The organism is Micromonospora aridisoli, from assembly GCF_056150025.1.
This window is the reverse complement of the sequence record NZ_JAXCFK010000007.1, coordinates 351,699-373,973: the sequence shown is the minus strand read 5'-3', so window position 1 is coordinate 373,973 and position 22,275 is coordinate 351,699. Positions and strand designations below refer to the sequence as shown.

General features: G+C 66.9%; 19 protein-coding genes and 4 pseudogenes. 12 read left to right on the top strand and 11 right to left on the bottom strand.

Features of this window, described 5'->3' with window-relative positions; translation table 11 throughout:
* From SM447_RS17780 to SM447_RS17765, 4 genes and pseudogenes are all read left to right on the top strand, one after another.
* A pseudogene (locus tag SM447_RS17780) lies at positions 1-305 on the top strand (hypothetical protein); the annotation flags it as partial.
* A gap of 286 nt (positions 306-591) precedes the next feature.
* Positions 592-1,239, top strand: a complete 648-nt coding sequence (locus SM447_RS17775) for a DUF6308 family protein (protein WP_474573923.1) — start codon at positions 592-594, stop codon at positions 1,237-1,239.
* Between the two features lie 381 nt (positions 1,240-1,620).
* Positions 1,621-1,821 carry a hypothetical protein gene (locus SM447_RS17770; protein ID WP_474573922.1) on the top strand — a complete coding sequence of 67 codons (201 nt, stop codon included), beginning with the start codon at positions 1,621-1,623 and terminating at the stop codon, positions 1,819-1,821.
* Between the two features lie 42 nt (positions 1,822-1,863).
* Entirely contained in the window at positions 1,864-2,559 is a 696-nt protein-coding gene (locus SM447_RS17765; protein ID WP_474573921.1) for a carboxypeptidase-like regulatory domain-containing protein, read from the top strand.
* 401 nt (positions 2,560-2,960) lie between these two features.
* On the opposite strand, the gene SM447_RS17760 is transcribed toward SM447_RS17765, so the two are convergent.
* Positions 2,961-3,749 carry a hypothetical protein gene (locus SM447_RS17760; RefSeq protein ID WP_474573920.1) on the bottom strand — a complete coding sequence of 263 codons (789 nt, stop codon included), beginning with the start codon at positions 3,747-3,749 and terminating at the stop codon, positions 2,961-2,963.
* A gap of 495 nt (positions 3,750-4,244) precedes the next feature.
* Here SM447_RS17760 and SM447_RS17755 point away from each other — a divergent pair, with 495 nt between their 5' ends.
* The 5 genes and pseudogenes from SM447_RS17755 to SM447_RS17735 all read left to right on the top strand — a co-directional run bounded on the left by SM447_RS17755 (position 4,245) and on the right by SM447_RS17735 (position 9,546).
* Positions 4,245-4,742, top strand: a complete 498-nt coding sequence (locus tag SM447_RS17755; protein WP_474573919.1) for a MarR family winged helix-turn-helix transcriptional regulator — start codon at positions 4,245-4,247, stop codon at positions 4,740-4,742.
* Positions 4,743-4,913: 171 nt separating this feature from the next.
* Positions 4,914-5,432, top strand: coding sequence for an SgcJ/EcaC family oxidoreductase (locus SM447_RS17750; RefSeq protein WP_474573918.1), 519 nt, complete (start codon positions 4,914-4,916; stop codon positions 5,430-5,432).
* 91 nt (positions 5,433-5,523) lie between these two features.
* Entirely contained in the window at positions 5,524-6,249 is a 726-nt protein-coding gene (locus SM447_RS17745) for an ABC transporter ATP-binding protein (protein WP_474573917.1), read from the top strand.
* Between the two features lie 476 nt (positions 6,250-6,725).
* On the top strand, positions 6,726-8,225 hold the full coding sequence (locus SM447_RS17740; protein WP_474573916.1) for an FtsX-like permease family protein: 1,500 nt from the start codon (positions 6,726-6,728) through the stop codon (positions 8,223-8,225).
* A 172-nt stretch (positions 8,226-8,397) separates the two neighbouring features.
* Positions 8,398-9,546: pseudogene (locus tag SM447_RS17735) on the top strand (IS3 family transposase).
* A gap of 89 nt (positions 9,547-9,635) precedes the next feature.
* Here the strand turns inward: SM447_RS17735 and SM447_RS17730 are convergent.
* The 4 genes from SM447_RS17730 to SM447_RS17715 form a co-directional block, all read right to left on the bottom strand.
* On the bottom strand, positions 9,636-10,100 hold the full coding sequence (locus tag SM447_RS17730) for a transposase (RefSeq protein ID WP_474573915.1): 465 nt from the start codon (positions 10,098-10,100) through the stop codon (positions 9,636-9,638).
* On the bottom strand, positions 10,004-10,621 hold the full coding sequence (locus tag SM447_RS17725; protein ID WP_474573938.1) for an IS110 family transposase: 618 nt from the start codon (positions 10,619-10,621) through the stop codon (positions 10,004-10,006). Before SM447_RS17725 ends, SM447_RS17730 begins: the two co-directional genes overlap by 97 nt.
* A 1,218-nt stretch (positions 10,622-11,839) precedes the next feature.
* The gene (locus SM447_RS17720) at positions 11,840-13,429 is read right to left on the bottom strand and encodes an MFS transporter (protein WP_474573914.1); all 1,590 of its coding nucleotides are present in this window, start codon (positions 13,427-13,429) and stop codon (positions 11,840-11,842) included.
* A gap of 72 nt (positions 13,430-13,501) precedes the next feature.
* Entirely contained in the window at positions 13,502-14,155 is a 654-nt protein-coding gene (locus tag SM447_RS17715) for a class I SAM-dependent methyltransferase (protein WP_474573913.1), read from the bottom strand.
* A 153-nt stretch (positions 14,156-14,308) separates the two neighbouring features.
* Here SM447_RS17715 and SM447_RS17710 point away from each other — a divergent pair, with 153 nt between their 5' ends.
* Together SM447_RS17710 and SM447_RS17705 are read left to right on the top strand one after the other, a co-directional pair.
* Complete coding sequence (locus SM447_RS17710; RefSeq protein ID WP_474573912.1) at positions 14,309-14,935, top strand: helix-turn-helix domain-containing protein; 627 nt, start codon at positions 14,309-14,311, stop codon at positions 14,933-14,935.
* Positions 14,936-15,140: 205 nt separating this feature from the next.
* Positions 15,141-15,416, top strand: a pseudogene (locus tag SM447_RS17705) (5-methylcytosine restriction system specificity protein McrC); the annotation flags it as partial.
* Between the two features lie 54 nt (positions 15,417-15,470).
* On the opposite strand, the pseudogene SM447_RS17700 reads toward SM447_RS17705, so the two are convergent.
* The 3 genes and pseudogenes from SM447_RS17700 to SM447_RS17690 all read right to left on the bottom strand — a co-directional run.
* A pseudogene (locus tag SM447_RS17700) lies at positions 15,471-15,725 on the bottom strand (IS110 family transposase); the annotation flags it as partial.
* 554 nt (positions 15,726-16,279) lie between these two features.
* The gene (gene prfH, locus SM447_RS17695) at positions 16,280-16,888 is read right to left on the bottom strand and encodes a peptide chain release factor H (protein WP_474573911.1); all 609 of its coding nucleotides are present in this window, start codon (positions 16,886-16,888) and stop codon (positions 16,280-16,282) included.
* Positions 16,885-18,087 (bottom strand): RNA ligase RtcB family protein, encoded by a 1,203-nt coding sequence (locus SM447_RS17690; protein WP_474573910.1) that lies wholly within the window; start codon positions 18,085-18,087, stop codon positions 16,885-16,887. Before SM447_RS17690 ends, prfH begins: the two co-directional genes overlap by 4 nt.
* A gap of 249 nt (positions 18,088-18,336) precedes the next feature.
* On the opposite strand from SM447_RS17690, the gene SM447_RS17685 reads away from it, so the two are divergent.
* Positions 18,337-19,116, top strand: a complete 780-nt coding sequence (locus tag SM447_RS17685; RefSeq protein ID WP_474573909.1) for a transposase family protein — start codon at positions 18,337-18,339, stop codon at positions 19,114-19,116.
* A gap of 278 nt (positions 19,117-19,394) precedes the next feature.
* On the opposite strand, the gene SM447_RS17680 is transcribed toward SM447_RS17685, so the two are convergent.
* The 3 genes from SM447_RS17680 to SM447_RS17670 form a co-directional block, all read right to left on the bottom strand.
* Positions 19,395-19,949 carry a YesL family protein gene (locus SM447_RS17680; RefSeq protein ID WP_474573908.1) on the bottom strand — a complete coding sequence of 185 codons (555 nt, stop codon included), beginning with the start codon at positions 19,947-19,949 and terminating at the stop codon, positions 19,395-19,397.
* Between the two features lie 144 nt (positions 19,950-20,093).
* Positions 20,094-21,047 (bottom strand): carbohydrate ABC transporter permease, encoded by a 954-nt coding sequence (locus tag SM447_RS17675; protein ID WP_474573907.1) that lies wholly within the window; start codon positions 21,045-21,047, stop codon positions 20,094-20,096.
* A gap of 9 nt (positions 21,048-21,056) precedes the next feature.
* A complete protein-coding gene (locus SM447_RS17670) occupies positions 21,057-22,133 on the bottom strand; it encodes an ABC transporter permease (RefSeq protein WP_474573906.1) in 1,077 nt (358 codons plus the stop codon).
* Positions 22,134-22,275: the final 142 nt, after the last annotated feature.

Below are 22,275 nucleotides of genomic sequence, written 5' to 3'. Positions count from 1 at the left end.
CCGGGTCCGACCCGACGAAGACGCGCTGCCACCGGGACTCACCCGCGAGTGACACCCAACGCCTGACCCGCTCGCGCTACCCCAGATGGAAAGCGCTCAATGTCTCGGCGTACGCCTATCTGGACGATGAACTAGTGATCCTTTTCCAGTTCTGGCGGGCGAGCCATCCCTTTCCGGATGACTTGGGCAAGGTCTTCGTCGCGAAGATCCCACCGGACGAGTTCGTGGCCATCGTCAGGGAAGCAGTCGATCTGTTGGACGCAGGCTCGTCGGCAGGCGATCTTCACAAGGATAGCTACCCCTAATAAGGGCACGGAGCGCGTTAGTTGAGATAGGTGCATCCTAATCTGCCGCCAACCGGGCGTTACGTTGCATGACAGACATCGGGGCAGGTCGAGCGCTCGGTCGTGCCGATGATCGCGTGCCTTCGCAATGAGTGATGCCCCTAGTGGCACAACGCCTGCCTTCTGTCTTCACCGAAACTCTCGGGGCCTGGCGGTCAGCGATCGATCTGGAGCTCAGATACGACAAGGTTGTTGCTCGCGGTGGGCGACAGCGACGGACCGGTCCGGTTGGCCTACGCTCGCTGACATGACCCACCATCGGTCCATCAGCGAGTTCCGCGACGACGATCCTCGGGTCCCGCAGTACCTCGACGAGTACACCGACCCGGCGAGGCACTACGCCTTTGCTAGCTACGACCGGGCGCCAGTGCATGGGGACCCGATCACGCCAGCTGACATCCTCATGGCCAACCTGCTCAGCCTGCGGTTGGGATGGGAGGACGTAATACCGTTGTTTGCGAGCGGCGGGCGATTTGCGTCGCTCCGTTCGGCACTCGATGCCGCGCTAGCGGCAGCTCAGGCGTTGCCGCCGCTCGAAGTATGCACAGCGGACCAGGCGGCAATGCCGCTATTACGCCAGGCCAACGAGCTCGCGTATGGACTTGGTCCCTACCGTGACGGCCAGCCCCGCGCCTGGACCGCTGTCACCGTCTCAAAGGTGCTGCACCGCCTGTCCCCCAACATTCCGATCATTGACACACGCGTCAAAAACTTCTATGGATCGAAGTGGGCTGGCGTCATCCGCGCTTGTATGCGCAACGATCTCGCTGCCAACCAGCATTGGATGGCGCCGATCGCCGCGCAGTACCCGATTCATGGCCGTCCGATGCCGCTCACTCGGATGGCCGACATACTCATCTGGGTGGACGGCGAAGCGACTAGCGGGCGACTGTGATGGCGCAACACCTCCTCGACGCGCCCGCGCTCCACGCGCAGCCCTCGCAGTCGCGACGGGCAAGCGGGCCGAATCGTGTCCGCCCGACGATCGGACGCATGCTCCTGTTTGGGGCCTGATCGCCAGGGGTTGGGTCCCCTGCTGTGCCCGGCGCCTCATCAGGTGCACGGACATGCCGCCGTCCGTGTGCGTCGCCCAAGGGAGACCTTCGCGCTCTCTGACCGGTGCAACGACGTCCCGAACTGCCGATGAGCGTTCACTCGATCATCAAGCAACCGTGAACGGATATCTCTCCGATCACGGTCTCGATCTTGGGACAGCGGAGCGACTCGCCCAGCCGCTAGCATCGCGCTGATTCCCACTCCCATTACGGAGACCTCCATGCACAAACTTGCCGCCGCTGCCCTCGTGGGCATGATCGTGGCCGTCCTCCCGGTAACGGGCGCCCTGGCCGCCGACCCCAAGCCGGATATCGCGGTGAGCTCCGCCGCCGACAAGGCCAACTACGCCGAGGGCGAGACCTTCACCATCACGGTCACGGTGAAGAACAAGAGCTCCGTCGACGCTAAGCGCGTGCACTAAACCGGCGGGGACAGCGAGGGCGTCGAGGATGTCGCCTACGGTGTGCTGTCTACCGGCTTCGATCTCGCCGTCGGCGCCACCAAGACCGTTCAGCTCACCGGCAAGACCAACCGCATGGCGTGGAAGGCCGGCTACGGATTCGTCGCTTTCTCGCTTGCCGCCGACAACGGTGAGGCCAACGACGCCGACAACGTCACCAGCGTGCGGCTGCTGGTGGGGGGCGCCTTCGACGATCTCGGCGGCTACGTCTTCCAGGGTGAGTCCTCTGGCGCCGAGTGGACGCCCCGGACACCTGGCGTCCCGGGTGTCAAGGTCGTCGCCACCAGTGCCGACGGCAAGACGAAGTACGCCGAGGCCATCACGGATGCCAAGGGCCTGTTCCGTTTCGCCCGCCTCCCCGTCGGCGACGTCCTGCTGACCTTCACCGCACCGGCGGGCTGGAAGATCCTGGCCGGCGAGAACGGCGAGGAGACCCACACGCTGGCGCAGGTCCGCGTCGACGACAGCGACGAGCCGCAGATCTTCGTGCCGGCGAAGAAGGTCGCCGTGAGCTCGCCGAGCACCTCGCCATCGGCATCAGCGTCGGCGTTGCCGTCAGCGTCAGCGAGCGCCGGCCTGGGCCTGCCGGTCACCGGCGACAACACCATGCTGCTCGTCGGCGCGGCTACCGCCGCCGTCGCGGTCGGCCTCGCGCTGGTGCTCGTCACACGGCGCCGCCGCCTACACCTGCGGGCCTGATCGACCAAGGTCGCCCCAGCGGCCGAACACCCGCAGGCTGCAGCGCCCCCTAGTCGTGCAAGGCGAAGGGCGCCGAGGCCCCAGCACCCCGCTGGAGCCTCGGCGCCGCGACTCCGGCCGCGGCAACGTCCTCACGCGCGCTCCTCTGGTGTTCACGTTCATGGCCGTCGTCGGCTACTCGAACACCTCCGGCCTCGGGATCTTTCTGTGCGGTCTGTACGCGTTGATCAGGTTTACGCTCATGCCGCGAAGCGCTTGTCCTCGCGGGTTGCTTCGGTGCTGGCCGCTGGCGTCTGGCATTGGAATATGGCCGGTATCAGGAGCAGGCCCGGCCCATCTCGACGTCGATGCGCCGTCGCTCAGTGTCGCGTAGCTTCTGGTAGTGCTTCGCCTTGTTCTGGTCAACGATCTTGTCGGCGGCTTCGGCGGCGGCCTGCAGAACAACCAGGGGCAGTCCGGGAACGTGGAGCGCCTGCCTTTCCGCCTAAATGAACACCACCTTGGCCAACTCGCCGTCGGCGGCGCCGGCCAAGAGGAACAGCTCCTCCACCTACATCCGACCGAGGCCCACCGCCGTCCAGGCCATCGAGGGCTCGACGGCACTCACGCAGCGCATCCCGTGCGGCATAGTGGCCGCCGGCTTGGCGTTCCAGCTGCGCCAGGGACTGCCATGCTGAAGCAGTGTCCCAAGGATTGTCGGCGTACACCAGGCTCTCCCGCTTGGCCTTGGCTGCTTCGGCGAACACTCCGAGATCGGCCAACTGGTATCGAAGCTGGCTCAGTGTGTCCTTGTCTCGCTGGCGACCGGATGCCCAGCGTGCCAGCCACTGGCGCGCGAGCTCACCGTCACCAGTCAGTTTGGCCCGGTGCACCCACCGAAGCGGGTTCTCGGCGGCCGGGTCGACCGGGAAACGTGACCGCTCCCGCTGCAACCACTCCGTCACATCGTCGTCGGACACGAGGGGCTGGCCTGCATCGTCCAGCAAGTACTCCAGAACGTCGTCCCGGTCGGCGTGCTCGCTGTCGCGTACGAGATCCAGCGTGGCCTGCGTCCCGGCGGCAGACAGGTGCTCGATGTCGTAGCCACACCAGGTGTCGAAGTTGGCCCGCTTGATCTCCCAGTGCAGCCACACATTCCTGTACGCGTTGAGGCTCGGCGAGCAGGAAGCCGGCCAGCTCAGTCTCTTCACTCAGCCCTTGGAACGGCGCCTCGCGTCGGCAAACCGCCTCCTGCTCGGCCAACCACCGCACCAGCAGGAGATCCTCTACTTGCCGGTCGTACTGCAACGCCCACAACACCATCGCCCGCCGCGCCGCGTGACCGTCGCAGTCATAGCCGTCGGCACCTGTGGCTCGCTCATAACGCAACTCCTGCCACAGGGTCGAGGAACTCCGCATCCGGTCCAGCTCACGCCGCGCAACTTCCATCACCCGCCAAAGATCCCACCACCCGTGGTCTCCTGTCACGCTGGCCCTAAGCCATTCGCGCGGTGCGCTGTTCTGCCGCATCGTGGGTGTGGGAAGTCGGCGCAGAAATCGAGTTGGACTGCGTTGGCGGCAGGTCGTGAGGTCTGCGACACCGCCGATCACGTGCACCTCGACGAACGCCCACAACCCGCTGCTCCCGGGTCTGATCGCTACGGTCTAGGCGCAGCCGGTACACGGATGGAAGGAGGTGGCGGACAGTGAGTAGCCGCAAGGAGCTCATGGGCGCACTGGTGGAGGAGATGCCGTGGTACATCTCGGCCGCGGTGCGGTTTCAGGCCGCGGTTGCCCACCAGCTCAACATGCCGATTACCGACCTACACGCGCTGGCCGCGCTGCTGGAGACCGGACCCATCGTGGCGAGCCGGCTAGCCGAGCTGATGGGCGTCACCACCAGTGCGATCACCCGCCTGGTGGACCGGTTGGAACGCGCCGGATACGTGCGTCGGGAGCCGGATCCCACTGATCGGCGGCGAACCCTGTTGCACCTGGTTCCCGAACGCCTTGCTGACATCGCGGAGTTCTACGGGCCCATGGCTACCCGCTGGCAACGGCGCATCGACCGGTACTCCGACGCCGAGCTGCGGTTCCTGCTGGAGTTCCTGCGGCAGGGACGCGAGGACAGCAAGGCCGAGACCGCGCGGTTGCGCACCGGCGGGCGGGCACACGGAACCCGGCGTCGCGGCACCCGCCGGTAGCCGGCGCCGATTCCAGCCACCGCAGCTCTCGGGGATCACCCTGAGTGTCCCCCGATCTTTGCTTCAAGCAGTAGCTGCTTTAAGCAATTGGTGCTGGACTGGTTCCTGCACGCATGAGATCCCCGCCGGGAGAGAACCCGGCCATCGTCAAATGGAAGGTGCCGCCACGTCATGAAGGTCAGACGTCCCGCCCTCGGCCTGCTAGCCGCTGCATTGTCGGCCGTCGTCCTGCTGACCGCCTGCGGAACGACCGGCAGGGAGAAGCCAAACTCTGCGCCGTCCACCGCCTCCGACGATCCCGCCACGACCGCGCCCGCCGCAGCTGACGAAGCCGCCGTTCGACGCCTCCTCGACCAGATCAACGACGCGTGGGCGCGCGGTGACGCGACGGCGTACGCCTCGTTCCATACCCAGGACGCCGACCTGATCGACTTCCGCGGCATCCACATCGTTGGACGGAAGGAAATCATCGATCTCCTCCAACCGGCCTTCGACGGAGTGCTGAAAAACACCCGAGTCGAAGCGCGGATCGTCGACTTTCGGTTCCTGTCGCCCGTCGTGGCGATCTTCCACACAAAGGGCAAGATCGTTCCTACCGGCGGCAACTCGGTGCAGACCTTCATCGCGACGAAGGGCGCCGACGGATGGTTGATCGCGGCATTTCAGAACACCCGCATCCAGGCAGGCTAGTAGGACACGCACCAAGCGGGCCTATCTTGCCACCCAGAAAGCACTTTCCCACATTGAGCCATACCCCCCACACGTCCACATTGGATTACCGATGCTAGGGTTCGAGATGTCGTATATTGATCGTGAGACGACGCCGTCCGCGACGGTACTGTCCGGAGCAGGGCTCAGGAAGAACTACGGTCGTAACACTGTCTTGCACCAGGCCTCACTCGCGGTCGGCCGTGCAGAGTCGGTCGCTGTCATGGGACCGAGCGGGTCAGGAAAGTCGACACTGCTCTACTGTCTGTCGGGTGTCATGACTCCCGACAGCGGGGACGTGTTCTTCAACAAGGTCTGTGTCAACAGGCTCCCGGACGCCCGACGGGCCGAGCTGCGACGGTCCGATTTCGGGTTCGTCTTCCAGTTTCCCGGGCTGCTCCCGGAATTGGCCGCCGATGAGAACGTGGCGCTGCCGCTGATGCTCGCAGGTACGCCCCGCCGCGAGGCTGTCTCGCGTGCACGGCAACTGTTCCCGGCACTCGGCCTCGACGGCCTCGAGCGGCGCCGCCCGGGCGAGCTGTCGGGAGGTCAGGCGCAGCGGGTTGCGATAGCTCGTGCCCTGGTCGTCGAACCTGCGGTGGTGTTCGCCGATGAGCCGACCGGCGCGCTCGACACGCAGACCGGCGACGACGTCATGTCACTGCTGGTGTCAACAGTGCGGGACCGGCAGGCGGCGTTGGTCCTCGTCACCCACGATGAGCGGATCGCCAACCGCTGTGACCGGATCGTTCGGGTGGTCGACGGTCGGACCGTGTCCGTTGCGGGGAGCGCCGACTGATGCGCGGGTTGTGGTTGCGCCTGTTGCGCGGTGGCGGGCGGTCCGCCCGTCTTGAGGTCGGCCTGCCGATCGTGGCCGGCGGGATCATCACTTTCGTCCTGCTGCTCCTGCTCGGCCTGCAGCAGGGGTTGGACAATCGAGCGGATCGGACGACATGGCGCACGCCTGACGCGGCGACCAACGAGCCCACGGCGATCCAGGGCGGATACACCGACTACGTCGCAGAACAGCCGCTGGCGGTCATCGAACTCGCCACATTGACCCAGAGTCCGCCCGCCGTGCCGGGTATGGGCAGGTTCCCCGCGCCGGGCGAGGTGTGGGCCTCGCCCGCTCTGGCCGAACTGATGGCAGACCGGCCGGCGGACCAACTCGCCGACAGGTTCCCCGGCCCGGTCACCGCCGAACTCGTCCCGGCGACCCTTGAGCATCCCGACGAACTCGTCGCGGTGGTCGGCCGGAGCCCGAACGATCCCTCGATGACCAACGATCGGCAACGCCACCAGTGGAACGCGACCGCGTCGGTGACACCGACCAGGATCGACGGCTGGTCGACCACGCCGGACATCTACCAGACCACCTACCGCGACATAGCCCTACTCGTCATCGTCCTGACCACCCTTCCGCTCGCCGGTCTCGGCGGCCTCGCCTCCCGCCTGATAGCCGGACGCCGGCACCGGCGGTTAGCGGCCCTACGCCTGCTCGGCGCCACCACCTCACAGGTGGCCCGCCTCACGATCGTCGAACTGGCGACGTTCACCGGCATCGGGGCGGTCTGCGGTGCTGTGCTCCATCGAGTTCTGCTGCCGCTGGCGTCTCAAGTGCCGATCAAGGGCGGTGACTGGTTCCCGTCAGACGTAAAGCCCGGAATACCACTCACCGTTGCCACGGTGGCCGCGGTGGTAGGTGTGCTGACCCTCAGCGCGTTGACCGGGCTCCTGCCGGCAGTGCGCGACCCGCTGGGCACCTACCGGCGAGCTCGTCGCGATTCGGCCCGTACGCGCTGGTGGAGTGTCGTGTTCATCGGCGCCGCCGTGGCACTGTTCTGGCTACGCAGCAGCAACACCTACGTCAGCGTCGGGTTCACCGCCGTGGTGTTCCTGGGCTGGGGCCTGCTATCGACCGGTCCCTGGATCGTCGCCGGGCTCGGCTATCTCCTGGCCAGCCGCGCCCGCGGGCCGGCGACCTTCCTCGCCGGACGGCGCCTGTCAGACAGCCCACGAAGCGCCTGGCGGACAGTTGCGGGCATGACACTGGCCTCCTTCATCGCTGGCTTCGCCGCCGCCGGACTCCCGGTCGGGCTCGGCAACGCCGGCCAATACGCCTCCAGCGCAGACCGACTCGAGGTCGTCATACCCGCCGGCTCCGTCGACGCCACCGCCCGCAAAGCCGACGCCGTGCTGCGGACCGCAGACATCCACGCGACCGTCGAAACGACCGCACCGCCGTCCTGGCTCGACAACAACTGGGCCACGCTCTCACTGATCACACCCGATTCGACTGAGCAGGACCGCGCTCGCACCGCCATGATCCAGGCCGGCCTCTGGGGCCCCGAAATGAGGTTGGCCGAGGATCTACCAACAATGTGGCTGGTACGAGACGGAGTCGTCATCGGCCTCCTCGTCCTGCCGATCGCCGCACTCGTCGCCCTCACCTCCATGGTCATCGGTGCGATCGCACGTATCTTCGACCAGCGAGACACCCTGATCGCTCTCAATCTGGCCGGCACCCCGCAAACCGTCCTACTCGCCGCGCAACGTCGCGAGATGATCCTGCCAACCGCCATCCTCGGTGCAATAGCCGCCATCGCAGGGCTCGCGGCCGGATCGACGCTCGGAGCAGCAAACCTGCTCAACCTCTACAGCCTCGGCATCTTCACGGGCCTCACAGCAGTCGGTGCGACCGCCCTGCTGCTCGCGGACCGGACAACACAACCAGTCCTCGAACGAGTCAGCACCAACCTCTCCCAGCAGGAATAGACCAGCCAAGCCAAGACGAAGCCCTCAGCGATATCCGAATTCCCCAACCCAATCACCTAACATGGACCACTGGAGTGCAACCGCAGTCGGTTCGGGACTGCGTTGATGTTCCCCGGGTTCGGTGGAGTCGGGTTGGTTGACTCGTCAGGCTCGTCGCTCGTTGAGGAGAGACGTGCCGAGGAGATATCCACCCGAGTTTCGTCGCAAGGTCCTCGATCTGCTCAAGGCCGGCCGGTCTGTCGCGGAGTTGGTCCGGGACTTGGAGATCAGCGATCAGACGATCTACAACTGGCGCCGCCAGGAGCTGATCGACACCGGCCAGATGCCGGGTGTCACCTCTGCCGACCAGGTTGAGCTGGTCGCGGCTCGACGGCGTATCGCCGAGTTGGAGACTGAGTTGGCGGTGCATCGCCACGCGGCTGAACTGCTCAAGGAGGTGGTGCCCCCAAAAGACCGGTACGCGGTCATCCACCGGATGGCCGCTGAGGGACTCCCCGTTGAGATCTGCTGCCGCGTGCTCGTGGTCTCGGCGTCGGAGTACTACGCCTGGCGCAACCGAGCACCATCGCAGCGGGCGCTGCGTCACGCGTGGTTGACCGAACAGATCCGCGCGGTGCATGCGGCATCCCGCGGCACGTACGGTTCCCGCCGGGTGCACGCCGAACTGCGGATAGGCCGCGGACTCGTCGTGGGCTATCACGCGGTGGAGATGCTGATGCGCCGTGCCGGCATCCACGGCCTGCCCGGCAGTCGCCGTCCCCGGCCGAGGCACCAGACGCCGACTGCCAGTGATCTGGTCAACCGCGACTTCGCCCCATCGTCGCCGAACCAGTTGTGGGTCACCGACATCACCGAGCACCCGACCCGCGAGGGCAAGGTGTACTGCGCGGTCGTGCTGGACACCTTCTCCCGCAAAGTCGTCGGCTGATCCATCGATGCCACGCAGACAGCCACGCTGGTGACCAACGCCCTGAGCATGGCCATCAGCAACCGCCAACCGTCCGGCACCGTGATCCACTCCGACCACGGAGTGCAGTTCACCTCATGGGCCTTCACCCGCCGAGTCCAGGAATCTGGCCTGGCACCCTCAATGGGATCCATCGGCGACTGCTACGACAACGGCATGATCGAGTCGTTCTGGGGCCGCATGCAGACCGAACTACTCAACCGCCGGAAGTGGCGCACCCGCATCGAACTGGCCAACGCGATCTTCGAATACCTGGAGATCTTCCACAACCGACAACGCCGCCACAGCTCACTGGGCATACTCACCCCGATCGAGTATGAGAAGCTCCACCCGATCGCCCTATCCGCAGCCTGACGCCAACCAACACGGCTCCGAGAAACCCGGGGAACATCAGTTACCTGGCGCCGTTGGGGGGCGTGTGGATCTAACGGCACCTCTCTGTGTCAAGGCGTTGGCAATAGAGAGGTCTCCGTGTCTTTGATCATGGTGCGATAGACGACGTCGGCGAGGCGGCGCTTGAGGCAGCGCATGGCCTCTTTGTGGGTTTTGCCGGCGGCTCGTTTCCGCTGGTAGTAGTCCTGGCCCGGGGTAGCTCGCTTGATCTGGGCCATGGCCATGACATGCAGGGCGTAGTTGAGCTGCCGGTCGCCGGCGCGCGATAGGCGATGCCGTTGGATGTCACCGGAGGAGACTTCTATCGGCGCGACGCCGCAGTACGAGGCGAAGGCGGACTCCGACCGGAATCTACTGACGGCGCCGGCGCGGGCCAGGATCTTCGCAGCGGTCACGTCTCCGATGCCGTGCAGCTCGGTCAGGGTGGTGCCTGAGGCGGTGACGGCGGCGGACAGGGTTGCTGTTGCCTCGGTGATGCGCCGGTCGAGGCGGCGGACCTCGCTGAGCAGGTCCACGGCGACCTGTCGCAGAGTACGGGCCAGCGCGGCGCGGGGCCGGATGCTGCGCAGCGCCGCGGCTGCGTCTCGGCGGTCAGCGCCCGCGGAAGGCCACCGGCGATGAGCTGGGCGAGCAGCGCGTGCAGCCGGTTGATGGTCTGGGTTCGGGTGCGGACCAGGTCGTCGCGGTGGTCGGTGAGGCATCGCAGGGAGGCGATCGCTTCATCGATGACAGCGGTGGTGAGGCGGGTGGCGGTGTGCGCGGCGATTCCGACCGACAGTGCGTCGGCCTGGTCGGTCTTGCGGCCGTGTCCGGTCGAGAGCATCCGGACGCGACGGGCGAGCTTTGCGGGCACATCAACCACGTCGATGTGGTCGGTGGCCAGCTTGGCGGTCAGCGTGGCGCCGAGGCCGGTGGCGCCTTCGATCGCCCATGAGGCGTGTGACCAGCGGTTGGCGAAGCGACGTAGTTGCCGATAGCCGTCGCGGTTGGCCTCGACGCGAATCGCGGCCAGAGGTTGGAGTCGGTTGTCGACCACGACAGCCGTCCAGGACGCCTTGTGGGGATCAACCGCGATGATGACCGGAGCTGGTGCTGAAGGCAGGGCGGAGGGCACGGAGGTCTCCTCGGGGGCCGGGGGAAGGGGGATCCGGCGAGGAGGGCAGACCAACTTCGGGCTAAACAGACCTCTCTCGAGCCACTCTCGCCGGCGGTCGTGGCCGGGGCGCAGGCCGTTAGGGGGCCAGCCCGTGGGCGGCAGGTGTTTCCCGAGCGACCCCGACCACAACCTCGAAGATCATGGCTGCAGACCCCGATCTCCGCTGCCGATTCAACAAGTTGGAGACCTCTCTATTGCCAACGCCTTGACACAGAGAGGTGCCGTTGGCGAGACAGGCCCGGCGGCAGATGAGTTCGTTGATCTGCTTCTGGAGGTCGCCCCTAATATGAGTCCTTATGATCGTGGCTGAACTCATGGAATGGCTCTCCCGGCAGGAACCCGAGATCGCCTGTGTGCATCATGGGGATCAGCAAGTCCGGCGACTCGGTGATGGAGTCGGACGTCAACTTGGGAACCGGCCAGGGGCCGTCTGATGATGTCGACGAAGTGCTCATGTCATGGACCCACACGCCCGAGGCTGAGGCCCTCTACGAACAGCGGCATACGCGACCATAGCGACTCGTGGTGACGCAGCGACCTACCAGCAACGGCGAACGCAGCGCGGCATGCGTGAACGGGGCGCCGTTGATCACCTCGTTGTCATCACGGCCGGTCTCTCCTGGCCGCATCGGGAAGGCGCCCTTGGCTTCGGTCGTAGGAACGGGGCTCGTTGGGCGTCTTTTGCGGGCCCAGGGCTGAACGTTTGTCATGATCAATGTGCGCGAGTTTGGGTCCCGCCTTGGAGACGTAGGCGGGTGAGCGCCCATCCCGGCGGATCGCGAACAGGTCAACCTTCGACATCGGCAGCATCGATGAGCCCCCGTCCAGACCAGCCGATGCTCCCACCGGTATGGGCGGGGCCGAAACTGGCAACATCGAATCCTCCGGACCGAGGTGGGACCCGAACTGATGAACAACATGCAGGTCAGCGCGCGTCACGGCTCGATCCAGCGACGGGGCCCATCTCGTCGTGGACATAGCCATTCATGCTTCACGGGGGTCGGGCTCGAAGCTGAGCAAAGGCCTACCGGGGGTCGGTGGAATAGGCGACTCCAGCGCAGGTGAGACCTGCGCTGGAGTTGACCGAATTTGTCAGCGTTACCTGGTGATCATGTCAGGGACGTCCGAGTTGGTCTCGGCTCGTTCGTCGGCTGCTGCAACCTGTTGGGGGCCTCGGACGAGGACGTAGATGAAGAGCGCGGCCATGACGCCGGCTCCGACCCACATGGAGTGCTGCCAACCCTCGACGAATGATTGCTCGGCGGCCCGCAGCAGCGCTCCGGTCTGCGGTCCGGCGTCGCCGGCGATGGCGACGGCGTTCGCGACGCCTTCGCGGGCGGTGTCGGCCACCTCAACGGGCACCCCGGTGAGCCGGGGATCGATCGCACTGCGGTAGCCGGCGGAGAGGACCGCGCCGAGCAGGGCGACGCCGAGGGCGTTGCCGAACTCTCGGGTCACGTCGTTGAGCGCGGAGGCGACGCCCTGGCTTTCACGTGGCAGCGAGCCGGTGATCGCTTCGGTCGAGGGTGTCATGGACAGGCCCATGCCCAAGCCCATGGCGAGCATGCCGGGCAGAATCGAGAGGAAGCCGCCGCCGACGGAGACGAGGATCGCCATCAGGGCGAGGCCGGCGCCGCCGAGGAGAATGCCTGCCACCATGGTCGAGCGGCTTCCGATTCGAGCGCTGACCTTGGGAGCGAGGGCGGAGGAGAACATCATCACCAGTGCCATCGGCATCATCCCCAAGGTCGCTTGCAGCGCGGACCAGCCGAGCACTGCCTGCAGGAACGGGAAGAGCACGACGAGGATCCCCGCCTGCACTCCGAAGACCGCCAGGAGCACGAGCGACCCGCTGGCCAGGCCGCGCTTGCCGAACAGCCGGATATCGAGCAGCGGTGCGGGGTGGCGCAGTTCCCACATGATGAAGCCGATCATGGCGAGCAGACCGCCGGCGAGGCCGATCATCGTCGCGGGCTCGGTCCACCCGGTCACCGGGCCTTCGTGCAGGACGTAGATCAGGGCGAGCACGGCGGCGACCGAGGTCACCGATCCGACGGTGTCGAAGCTGTGCTCGATGTGCTCGCGGGAGTTCGGAACGGACCGTACGGTCAGCACCACCGCGGCCAGGACGAGTACGACGGGCAGGACGAACAGCCACCGCCAGTTGGCTACGTCGACGAGCAGAGCGGACAGGAACATGCCGAGGATGCCGCCGCCACCGGCTACCGCGGTCCAGACCCCGATGCCTTTGGAGCGTTCCTCTTCCGGGAAGGTCGAGGTGATCACGGCAAGCGTGACCGGCATGATCATCGCGGCTCCGATACCGGACAGGAACCGCGAGGCGAGCATCATCTCGGTGGAGGCCGCCAGGCCGGCGGTCACGTTCGCGACGCCGAAGATGATCAGACCGATCAGCAGCATGGGCTGGCGTCCTCGCCGGTCTCCGAGCGCCCCGAGCGGCAGCAGCAGGGCGGCCAGCGTCATGGTGTAGATGTTGATGAGCCACAGCACCTCGCTTTGCGAGGCACCGAACTCGACGGCCAGCTCGGGCTGGGCGACGTTCAGACCTGTCACCGAGGCGGTGACGGCCATCAGTGCGATGCAGACCGCGATCAGGATCGTGCGGCGCCGCCGGGGGTCGTCGATGGTGGGGTCGGCGTGACCGGCCATGGCCGGGTTGATGCTCATGGGATTCCTTTGTGAGGGCAGGGCGAAGCACGCCGGGAGCCGACCGGCTCCGGCGTTGTCAGGGGGAAGGGGTTAGCGGCGGCTGGCTTTGACGACGACGTCGTGGAGGGAAACCGGTTGGCCGCCGGGGCCGGTCAGGTTTCGGTGCGATTCCTCGGCGGTCACGACGTTCCACACGCTCGGATCGAGGCGGGTCGTGATGTCGGTTGCTGTCACCGAGGCCGCCGCGGGCGGCTCGGTCCCGCCGTGCCCGTGCCCGTGCCCATGCCCGGAGGCGGCATTTTGATCGTGGTGGTGGAGATGACCGACGATGAGGAGCGTGCCCCTGGGAGCGACCCAGGACGCGATGCGCTCGTAGAAGTCCAGCTGGGGCATCGCAGGATGCGCATAGTGTGTGGTGACCAGGTCGTACCGGGCGTCCGGCTCCCACTGGGACAGATCTGCCTCGACCCAGTCCACCTTCGCGTCGACGCCAGCAGCGGTGGCGCGCTCCGCCGCGCGGGTGAGCGCTGCGGCGGCGATATCGGCGGCGGTGACCTGCCAGCCTCGGGTGGCGAGCCAGATCGCCTCGGCTCCGGCACCGCAGCCCGCTTCCAGGGCCGTCCCGGGCACCAGGTCGCCGACCTCGCGCACCAGATGTGGGTTGGGCTGTCCGGCAGCCATGGCCGCGGCCCGGTCGCTCTGCCAGATCTGGTCCCAGTACGGCTTGTCGAACGCGTGCGTCATCGAACGTCTCCCTCACTGCCGGCCGTGGTGGCGCATGCCGCCACGGCCCGGTCCAGGTCTTCCCCGCACAGTTGCCTTCGGCACCTGGCTCATCGAGCATGCGGACTAGCCAGAAATGTGGCAAAGACTTTTGCCGAATGGAAAAATGGCGGCATGGAAGACCCGACCAAACACACCCTCGACGCCGTCGGACCACGACTTAAGCAGCTCCGCCAACGACGCGACATCACTCTGAGCGACCTCGCTGAGCAGACCGGCATCTCGATCAGCACACTGTCCCGGCTCGAAGCCGGCCTCCGGCTGCCCACCCTCGAACAGCTGCTACCGCTGGCCCGTACGTACGGTGTCACCCTCGACGAACTCGTCGACGCACCGCAGACCGGTGACCCCCGCATCAACATGCGCCCCATACCCACCACCGACGGCAGGACGATCGTGCCCCTGACCCGCCGGCCCGGCGGCATCCAGGCCTACAAATTCGTCCTGCCCGCCGGACACGACGACGACGAACCCCGCCTACGCACCCACGAAGGCTACGACTGGGCCTTCGTCCTCAGCGGCAAACTCCGCCTCGTCCTCGGACAGCACGACCTCATCCTCGGACCCGGCGAGGCCGCCGAATTCGACACCCGCACCCCCCACTGGTTCGGAGCCACCAGCGCGGGACCCGTCGAGTTCCTCAGCCTCGTCGGCAAACAGGGCGAACGCGCACACGTCCGCACAGCCGCACCGCAGCACCACGCCAATGAGATAACGCCCGACACTCACGACGACGAATAAGACGTGGTCACGGTCGTCGCGCTCGGCGATCAACAGTCGGCGAAGCCCGCACCAGGTCACCCGGCCGCGACGGCGAGTTCCCTGAGCTTCCCCCGGGGCATGGGTACGCGGTACGGCGAACCGACCACGACTTACACCGCAGCGGGCACGCTTTCGTTGTGATCACTCGCTTCTACTGGCATAACCAAGGTGGGTACTACGGGCGATCAACGGGGCGACCCGCCGAGGGCTCGTCCACGGCTACCGTGCTGTCGACCAGCGACTCCCGGTGATCCGCGGACGCATGGACGTCCAGCAGTTGGCCGCACGGCCGTGGGACTCCTGGCCAGTGCCGTGCCGCTTCGACGACTTCACCGCGGACATCCCCGAGAACCGGATTCTGCTGGCGGCCGTTCGGCATGTCGTGCGGTGGCCAGTAGGCCCCGTCCTGCGTCGCATGGCCGGTGAGCTGCTCCAGCGCCTCGAAGGAGCGGGTGACTCGCCGGTCGCGCTGATCGAGTGCGACCTGATCCGGCGCACACCGCTCAATGAGCACCGCCATCGGGTTGATCGAGTACACCCGCCGCCCGCTTGCGCGCAGCGCCGCGACCAGCAGTCCACGCGGGGTCTCGATCGCCACCGGGATCGGCTGCTCGGCGTTGTCACCGGCGGCGGCCAGCATCTCGACCAGCGTGGTGAATCCGTCCAAGTCGTCGCCGATACGACCCTTGGCGACCAGGCGACCGTGCTCGTCGACCAGGGCAACGTCGTGATGCCGTTCCGACCAGTCGATGCCGCAGTAAACCGCCAACTCCTACTCCTCCCTCGCCTGCCCATCGGGCATGCAACCCTGGCGGAAACGCGCGGCGCCCTAATGACGAGGCTCTGTGGCCTACCCTCCATGAGCCGTTCGCGATCCCAGCGACCCGCACGGTCCCGGTCTTCGCAGTCAGAGCTCGTCGGCTCCCGGTATGCGAGGTGTTCGCCGTGCGGGCGGGCTGCAACCACGATCAACATCCTGCCCAAGGTCACGAGGTGGTCCGGCCCCGCCCGAGGTCCGCCGGTCTTGCACGAGACCTGGCTCGGTCCAGAGGTGTGCAGGCGTGTACTCAGCGAGCCGGACCACCACACGAACGGCTCGCCGAGCCCACGCTGCCGATCTTTTTGGAGACCTCCAGGGTCAGGTAACGGGCAGGCATCCCGCAGACCTCGGCGGGCCGTTCGGGATTCATTAGGTAACGGGGGTGTTCCTGGAGCGAGTTACGGAGGGTGGTGGCGATGACAGTGAGAGCGACGCGCGTTGCAGTCGGGAGAGGCTCAGGACGCCTCTGTGTGTCGTCCCGTGGGCGGGGGCGCGAAGGGCGGTCAGGGGCGTTCGATGCGCACGGGATCGCCGCGGACCAGCTCGTCGTGGACGCGCCATCGGGTGGCAACGACCGCCCGCCTGGCCGCCTCGTCACCGGCCGCGAGCCGTTGCCGCAGTAGCCGCAGCGCGATGCTCCGGTTGAGGCCGAACTGCCGCTCGGTGTCGACCACCACGACGGTGCCGGTCGGGCGGTGGGTGGCCCGCACTGCGGTGCTGGCCTTGTTGCGGTGCTGGCCGCCGGGCCCGCCGGTGCGTACGGCCACCACCTTTACGTCGGCCTCGGTGAACGGGTTGACCGCGGCGTCGACCTCGCAGCGCCGGGAGGCGACGTACCAGTTTTTCCGGCCGTGGCCGGCACGGTAGGGGCTGGGCGCCTGCCAGCACAACGTCCCGGTCCAGGCGGCGGCGAACGTCTCCGCACCTGCACCGGTGAGCCGGATCAGAACTGACCGGTAGGTGCCGGGCCGGTCGCCAACGACGCTTTCCAGCCGTACTACGCCCACATCGTGCCGGGTGGCGTCGGCGTCCAGTCGGCGCAGCAGCCGAGCCAGCGCCCATGCGCACTCCTGCGGGCCCCGGCCCGCCGAAAGCAGCAGGTGCGGGGTCACCGCCGCCCCCGCCGCCGGTGCTCGGCCTGCCGACGCTCGGGTCGCCGGTCGCTACGGGCCGCGGCCCCCACGTCCGGCGTCTTGTATGTGACCAGTGGGACCGTGGTCGCCACCGGGGTTGCCAGCCTGTGGCCGACCAGGTCGGCGATCACCTGCTCGATTCGCTTGTACGCGGCCGGCGCCTCCTCGAACAGCAGCTGCCGATCGCCGCAGACCACCAGCGAACCCACCAGGGTGCGGCGCAGCTCGTCGACCGTGTGCTTGGCCCGGCCCCGGCGCAGCGCGTCGGCCCGGGACATCTTGCGGCCCGCCCCGTGTGCCACCGAGTGGTTGGCCTGCGCGCCTGCGTGCGCGGCCACCAGGTATGACGGGGTGCCGCGGGTGCCGGCGACGAGCACGTCTCGGCTGTCGCCCGGGGCCGCGCCCTTGCGGTGCAGGTAGTGCCCGTCGCGTACCTCGACCAGGTTGTGGCACTGGTCGACGATCGGTGCTGTCGGCTCGGCGCCCAGCGCGATCGCGGTCCGGGCGGCCAGCAGCCGCCGGTTGAGCGAACCCCAGCGCACAGCGTCGTCGTGTCGGGCCAGGTACCCGGCCGGGTCGTCGGCGGGACCGGCGCCTCGCAGCTCAGTGTGCTCACGCAGGATCCGCTCGCCGAGGCCGCGCGACCCGCTGTGCACGACGAGAACTGTGTCGCCGGTGGCGAGTTGGAGCCGCGCGGCGTGGCCTGGGTCGAGGATCTCGCCGACGCGGGCCAGCTCCACGAAGTGGTTGCCCCGCCCGACGGTACCGAGACCGTTGAGGTGGCCGGCGGGAACGTCACCGTCCAGCACGGACCAGGCCGGGTCGTCTTCGTCCCGATCCGGGTCGAGCGGGCGGTCCAGGTCGGGAAAGCGGGCGGCGAGCCGCTCCGGCACGACCCGCTTCAGCGCGATCGGGAAGACGGCGATGCCGCAGCCGATGTCCGAGCCGATCAGGTGCGGGTAGAGCACCGTCGAGGTCATGGCGGCGCCGATAGGGGCGCCCTTGCCGGGGTGCAGGTCCGGCATGCCGGCGACATGGAGCATGCCGTCGAGGGTGGCCACCTGGTGGCACTGGTCGACGGCGTCGGACTCGACCCAGCTGGCCGGGGAGGCGAAGACGGTAACGGTGGCAGGAGTAGGTGCCGGCAGGGACTCCTGCCGGAAAGGCTTAACGGACAACAACGCTCGCTTCTCGCCAAAGGGGGGATGGACGGCCGCCGATCGCGATGGCGTGGCGGCGACGAAGGTGCTTCCCTCAGAACGTCATGCCACCAGCGTCCCGGAACTCATAGTCGCCGGCAACAGACTTTCGGTTCCGTCCAAGCGAACCACCCCCGCCGCCCGAGAACGTCCCCGCCCGGCCCAGCTAAGGGACGTCTCGTAACCCTGGTGTCTGTCTGTTGAGGAGGGTGGGGGCAGGATGCCTGGGTGCAGGTGATCACGGCAGCCCGCCCGGAGTGGATCTTTCCGTTCACCGGGCTGCAGCCCGCCCAGTTCCGCAAGCTGGTCCGGCTGGTCGCCGAGCGTGGCGGTGACGGCATCGCTGATGGCCGGCCAGGCCGGCAGTGGGCCCTGGACCTGCCGGATCGGGTGCTGCTGGTCGCCGCGTACTGGCGCACGAACCTGACGATGCGCCAGATCGGCCCGCTGTTCGGGGTGTCGCACTCCGCGGCGCACCGGGTCATCGACACCCTCGCCCCTCTGCTGGCCCTGGCGCCGGTACGCAAACGGCCGGTCGAGCAGATCGCGATCGTCGACGGCACGCTGGTCCCCACCCGCGACCATCGCCTGGCCGCCCGGAGCAAGAACTACCGGTACTCGACGAACCTGCAGGTCGCCATCGACGCCAGCACCCGCCTGGTCATCGCTGTCGGTGACCCGCAGCCCGGCAACCGCAACGACACCATCGTCTGCCGCACCTCCGGCATCGCCGAGAAGTTGGACGGGCGGCCGGTGATGGCCGACGGCGGCTACCGCGGCAACCCCGAGGTGATCATGCCGTACCGCAAGCCTGCCGACGGCACCGACCTGCCCGCCTGGAAAGAAGCACTCAACGTCGAACACCGCACCGTCCGCGCAGGGGTCGAACACGCCCTGGCCAGGATGAAGTGCTTCACGATCCTGCGCGACTACCGCCGTGCCGCCCACACATTGGCCGACGCCGCTTCCGGCATCGCCAACCTCCACAACATCATCCCCGCCGGCTGACCACCGGGCCGGTGTCGGGCAACTCCTTCACCCAGTTACGAGACGTCCCTTAGGACCCGCCCGGTCATCAGAATCGATATACGAATCCGCCGCTCTCGCCACGAGCGTGGATTAAACGTCCAGTCAGGGGTGTGCCGGAACCGGCGAACCTGCCGTCCCACTCGCACCTCCCATACGTCGGTGCCCAGGCCACCGAAGCTGGTCCACCCCCACCGTTCTGTGTACAAGATCGCCGCGAGCCGCTTCACGAGACAACTCAGGTCCACGGCTGGAGAGCGTCAGGCCTCTGCCTCCTTCGGCTCCATTTGCACGTACCCCCGGGCGACGAAGAACCGCTCGAGCAGGTAGCACCACCACAGGAGGATCAGGCCGGGCGCCACGAACACCGCGGGCATGAAGTTCCAGATGACGACGCCCCCGAGGACCACGGCGATCCCGAGCAGGAACGTCAGGCTGGGCGTCGTCAGGCCCAACGTGAGCCCGTTGAACACCTGGCGCCAGGTGGGGTTGGTGAAGCGGGCTACGAGGGGGAGGCACCAGAAGACCAGGAGCAGGAGGAAGAGTCCGACGACAATGAGCGGCACCCAGACCTCGGCCAGCCCGCGAGTGGGCAGGTAGGAGAGCGAGAGGATGCCGACGGCCGCGACCGGGACGGCCAGCAGACCGACGACGGTCGCCTGCCTCCAGCTCTGCCGCAAGGCCTTCGAAGCAATGGCCCGGACGCCACCGTCCTTGCCCAGGACGTACCGGCGGCACACCTCGTAGGCGACCACCGTTCCCGCTCCCGCCGTCACGACAAGGCCGAGGCTCAGGAGCCAGAACAGGCTGATCACGATGATGGAGCCGAGCGAGTCCAGGATGCGCCACAGTCGCGACGCGGGGTTGAAACGGAGAATGGTCGGGGCCCTTTCAGTGTGCGCAGTTGCGGGTCCTGAGGACGGGGTCGGCCTCCTGCGGTGGGCGGGAGGCCGACGCGATCAGCCCTTCACGGAGCCGATCATGAGACCGGACACGAAGTGCTTCTGCAGGAACGGGTAGACGAACAGGATGGGGACGGCCGCCACCATGGTGATCGCCGACCGCAGCGCGATCGGTGTGGTGACCTGCCCGCCAGAGGCCGCGGCGCCTGTGGCGGCCACGGAGTTCACGCCGGCGTTCATCGAGCTCGACAGCAGCTTCTGCAACTCGTACTGCAAGGTGGTCAACGCCGGATTGCCCGAGGCGTAGAGCAGGGTGTCCAGCCAGGCGTTCCAGCTGCCCACCGCCACGAACAGACCCACCACGGCCAGCGCGGGCTTGCACAGCGGCATCACGATCTGCCACCACGTGCGGAATTCGCCCGCACCGTCCATCCGTGCCGACTCGATGATCTCCTCAGGGATCGACTTGATGTACGTGCGCAGGATGATCAGGTTGAACGCGCTGATGATCGTCGGCACCCAGTAGGCCTGGAAGGTGTTCAGCATGCCCAGGTCCTTGATGAGCAGGTAGTTGGGGATCAGCCCGGCGTCGAAGTACATCGTCAGCACGAAGATCACGGTGATCGGGCGGCGGAAGATGAACTCTGTGCGGCTGAGCGCGTAGGCGAGCATCGAGGTGAAGAACAGGTTTGTCACCACCACCACGACCGTCTTCAGGACGCTCATGAAGAACGCCTGGTAGATCGTGTGCATGTTGAACACGACGTTGTAGTTCTGCAGCGAGAAGTCCCGAGGCCAGATGCCGATCCCGCCACGGACGGCGTCCATGCCGTCGTTCAGGGAGATGGCGAGCGTGTTCAGCAGCGGGTAGACCATGACCGCCGCGAGGGCCAGCAGGAAGGTCGTGTTGAGCGTCGTGAAGATGATCCGCTCGGTCGTCCACTTGCGACGCCGTGACCCGCCCCGTGATGCGCGCCGCGCCAGAGGCTTCGCGACAGTGGTGCTTGACATGAAGTCCTCCTAGACCAGCGTCTCTTGGTTGAGGCGCTTGGCCGCTTGGTTCGCCGCGCCCACCAGGATGACGGCGACGATGGTCTTGAAGATGCCCGCGACGATGGCGAGGCTGTAGTTGCCCAGCTCGTAGCCATAGCGCAGCACGAAGACGTCGATGGTCTCGGACCTGTCGGACACCAGGCCGTTGCCGAGGAAGTACGGCAGCTCGAAGTTCGTGGACAGGATCCAGCCGCTGTTGATGATGAGCAGCACGACGATCGTGGGCCTGATGCTCGGGAGCGTGATGCTGAACATCTTGCGAAAGCGGCCTGCTCCGTCGACCTCGGCGGACTCGTACAGGCTCGGGTCGATCGCGGTGATCGCGGCCAGGTAGATGATCGTGTTCCAGCCCAGCTCCTTCCACAGGTTCGTCCCGGCGACGATCCCCCAGAAGTAGTTCGGCTCGGTCAGGAACAGGATCGGTTGGTCGATGATGTGCAGGCTCATGAGGCCCTGGTTGATGAACCCGCCGGAGGAGGGCAGCGAGAGCGCCACCGATGCCATGCTCGCCACGATCACCCAGCTGAGGAAGTGGGGCATGTAGGTAATGTTCTGAAGGACTCGCTTGAACGGCAGGTTCTTGACCTCGTTCAGCAGCAGCGCTAGGACGATGGCCCCGAGGGTACCGACGGTCAGGGTCAGGACCGACTGTCCTATCGTGTTGATCACGACCCGGATGAACCGCTCACCCATGACACCGGTGAACAGGTTGTAGAAGTTCTCGAGGCCCACCCACTGCTGGTTCCAGAGGCTGCGGGGACCCGGCCAGGGGCTGCTGCCGCGAGCCGGCTTGAAGTCCTGAAAGGCGATCGCCCAGCCGTAGACCGGGACGTACTTGAACAGGATCTGGTACAGCAGCAGCGGGACGGCCATCGCGAGCAGGGCTCGCTGCGCCCAGACCAGGTCCCAGGTGATCTTGCGCTTGGGATCCTTCGCTGCGTTCTTTCGGGCCTTGCGGTTCTGGGCACGCGACCTGCTCGCGGGCTCCGGGGCCGGTTCGAGCCCGGTGGCGGTCACGGGGATGCTGACCGTGGCGTCCGTCATCTGTCCAACCTCGTCGTCAGGAGCAGTGGGTGGTAATCGAGAACGCGTCGTGGTGGGGGGCGCACGCCCCCCCCCACGCCAGCGCGCAGACGGTTAGCAGTTTGCCAGACGGGGCGTGATTCCCGCGGGGTCCGCGGGCTCG

Excerpts from the sequence above, each read along its gene's own strand:
- SM447_RS17775 (WP_474573923.1), top strand. The coding sequence starts at position 592 with ATGACCCACCATCGGTCCATCAGCGAGTTCCGCGACGACGATCCTCGG.
- SM447_RS17770 (WP_474573922.1), top strand. The coding sequence starts at position 1,621 with ATGCACAAACTTGCCGCCGCTGCCCTCGTGGGCATGATCGTGGCCGTC.
- SM447_RS17750 (WP_474573918.1), top strand. The coding sequence starts at position 4,914 with ATGAAGGTCAGACGTCCCGCCCTCGGCCTGCTAGCCGCTGCATTGTCG.
- SM447_RS17745 (WP_474573917.1), top strand. The coding sequence starts at position 5,524 with ATGCTAGGGTTCGAGATGTCGTATATTGATCGTGAGACGACGCCGTCC.
- SM447_RS17740 (WP_474573916.1), top strand. The coding sequence starts at position 6,726 with ATGACCAACGATCGGCAACGCCACCAGTGGAACGCGACCGCGTCGGTG.
- SM447_RS17720 (WP_474573914.1), bottom strand. The coding sequence starts at position 13,429 with ATGAGCATCAACCCGGCCATGGCCGGTCACGCCGACCCCACCATCGAC.
- SM447_RS17715 (WP_474573913.1), bottom strand. The coding sequence starts at position 14,155 with ATGACGCACGCGTTCGACAAGCCGTACTGGGACCAGATCTGGCAGAGC.
- SM447_RS17710 (WP_474573912.1), top strand. The coding sequence starts at position 14,309 with ATGGAAGACCCGACCAAACACACCCTCGACGCCGTCGGACCACGACTT.
- SM447_RS17675 (WP_474573907.1), bottom strand. The coding sequence starts at position 21,047 with ATGTCAAGCACCACTGTCGCGAAGCCTCTGGCGCGGCGCGCATCACGG.
- SM447_RS17670 (WP_474573906.1), bottom strand. The coding sequence starts at position 22,133 with ATGACGGACGCCACGGTCAGCATCCCCGTGACCGCCACCGGGCTCGAA.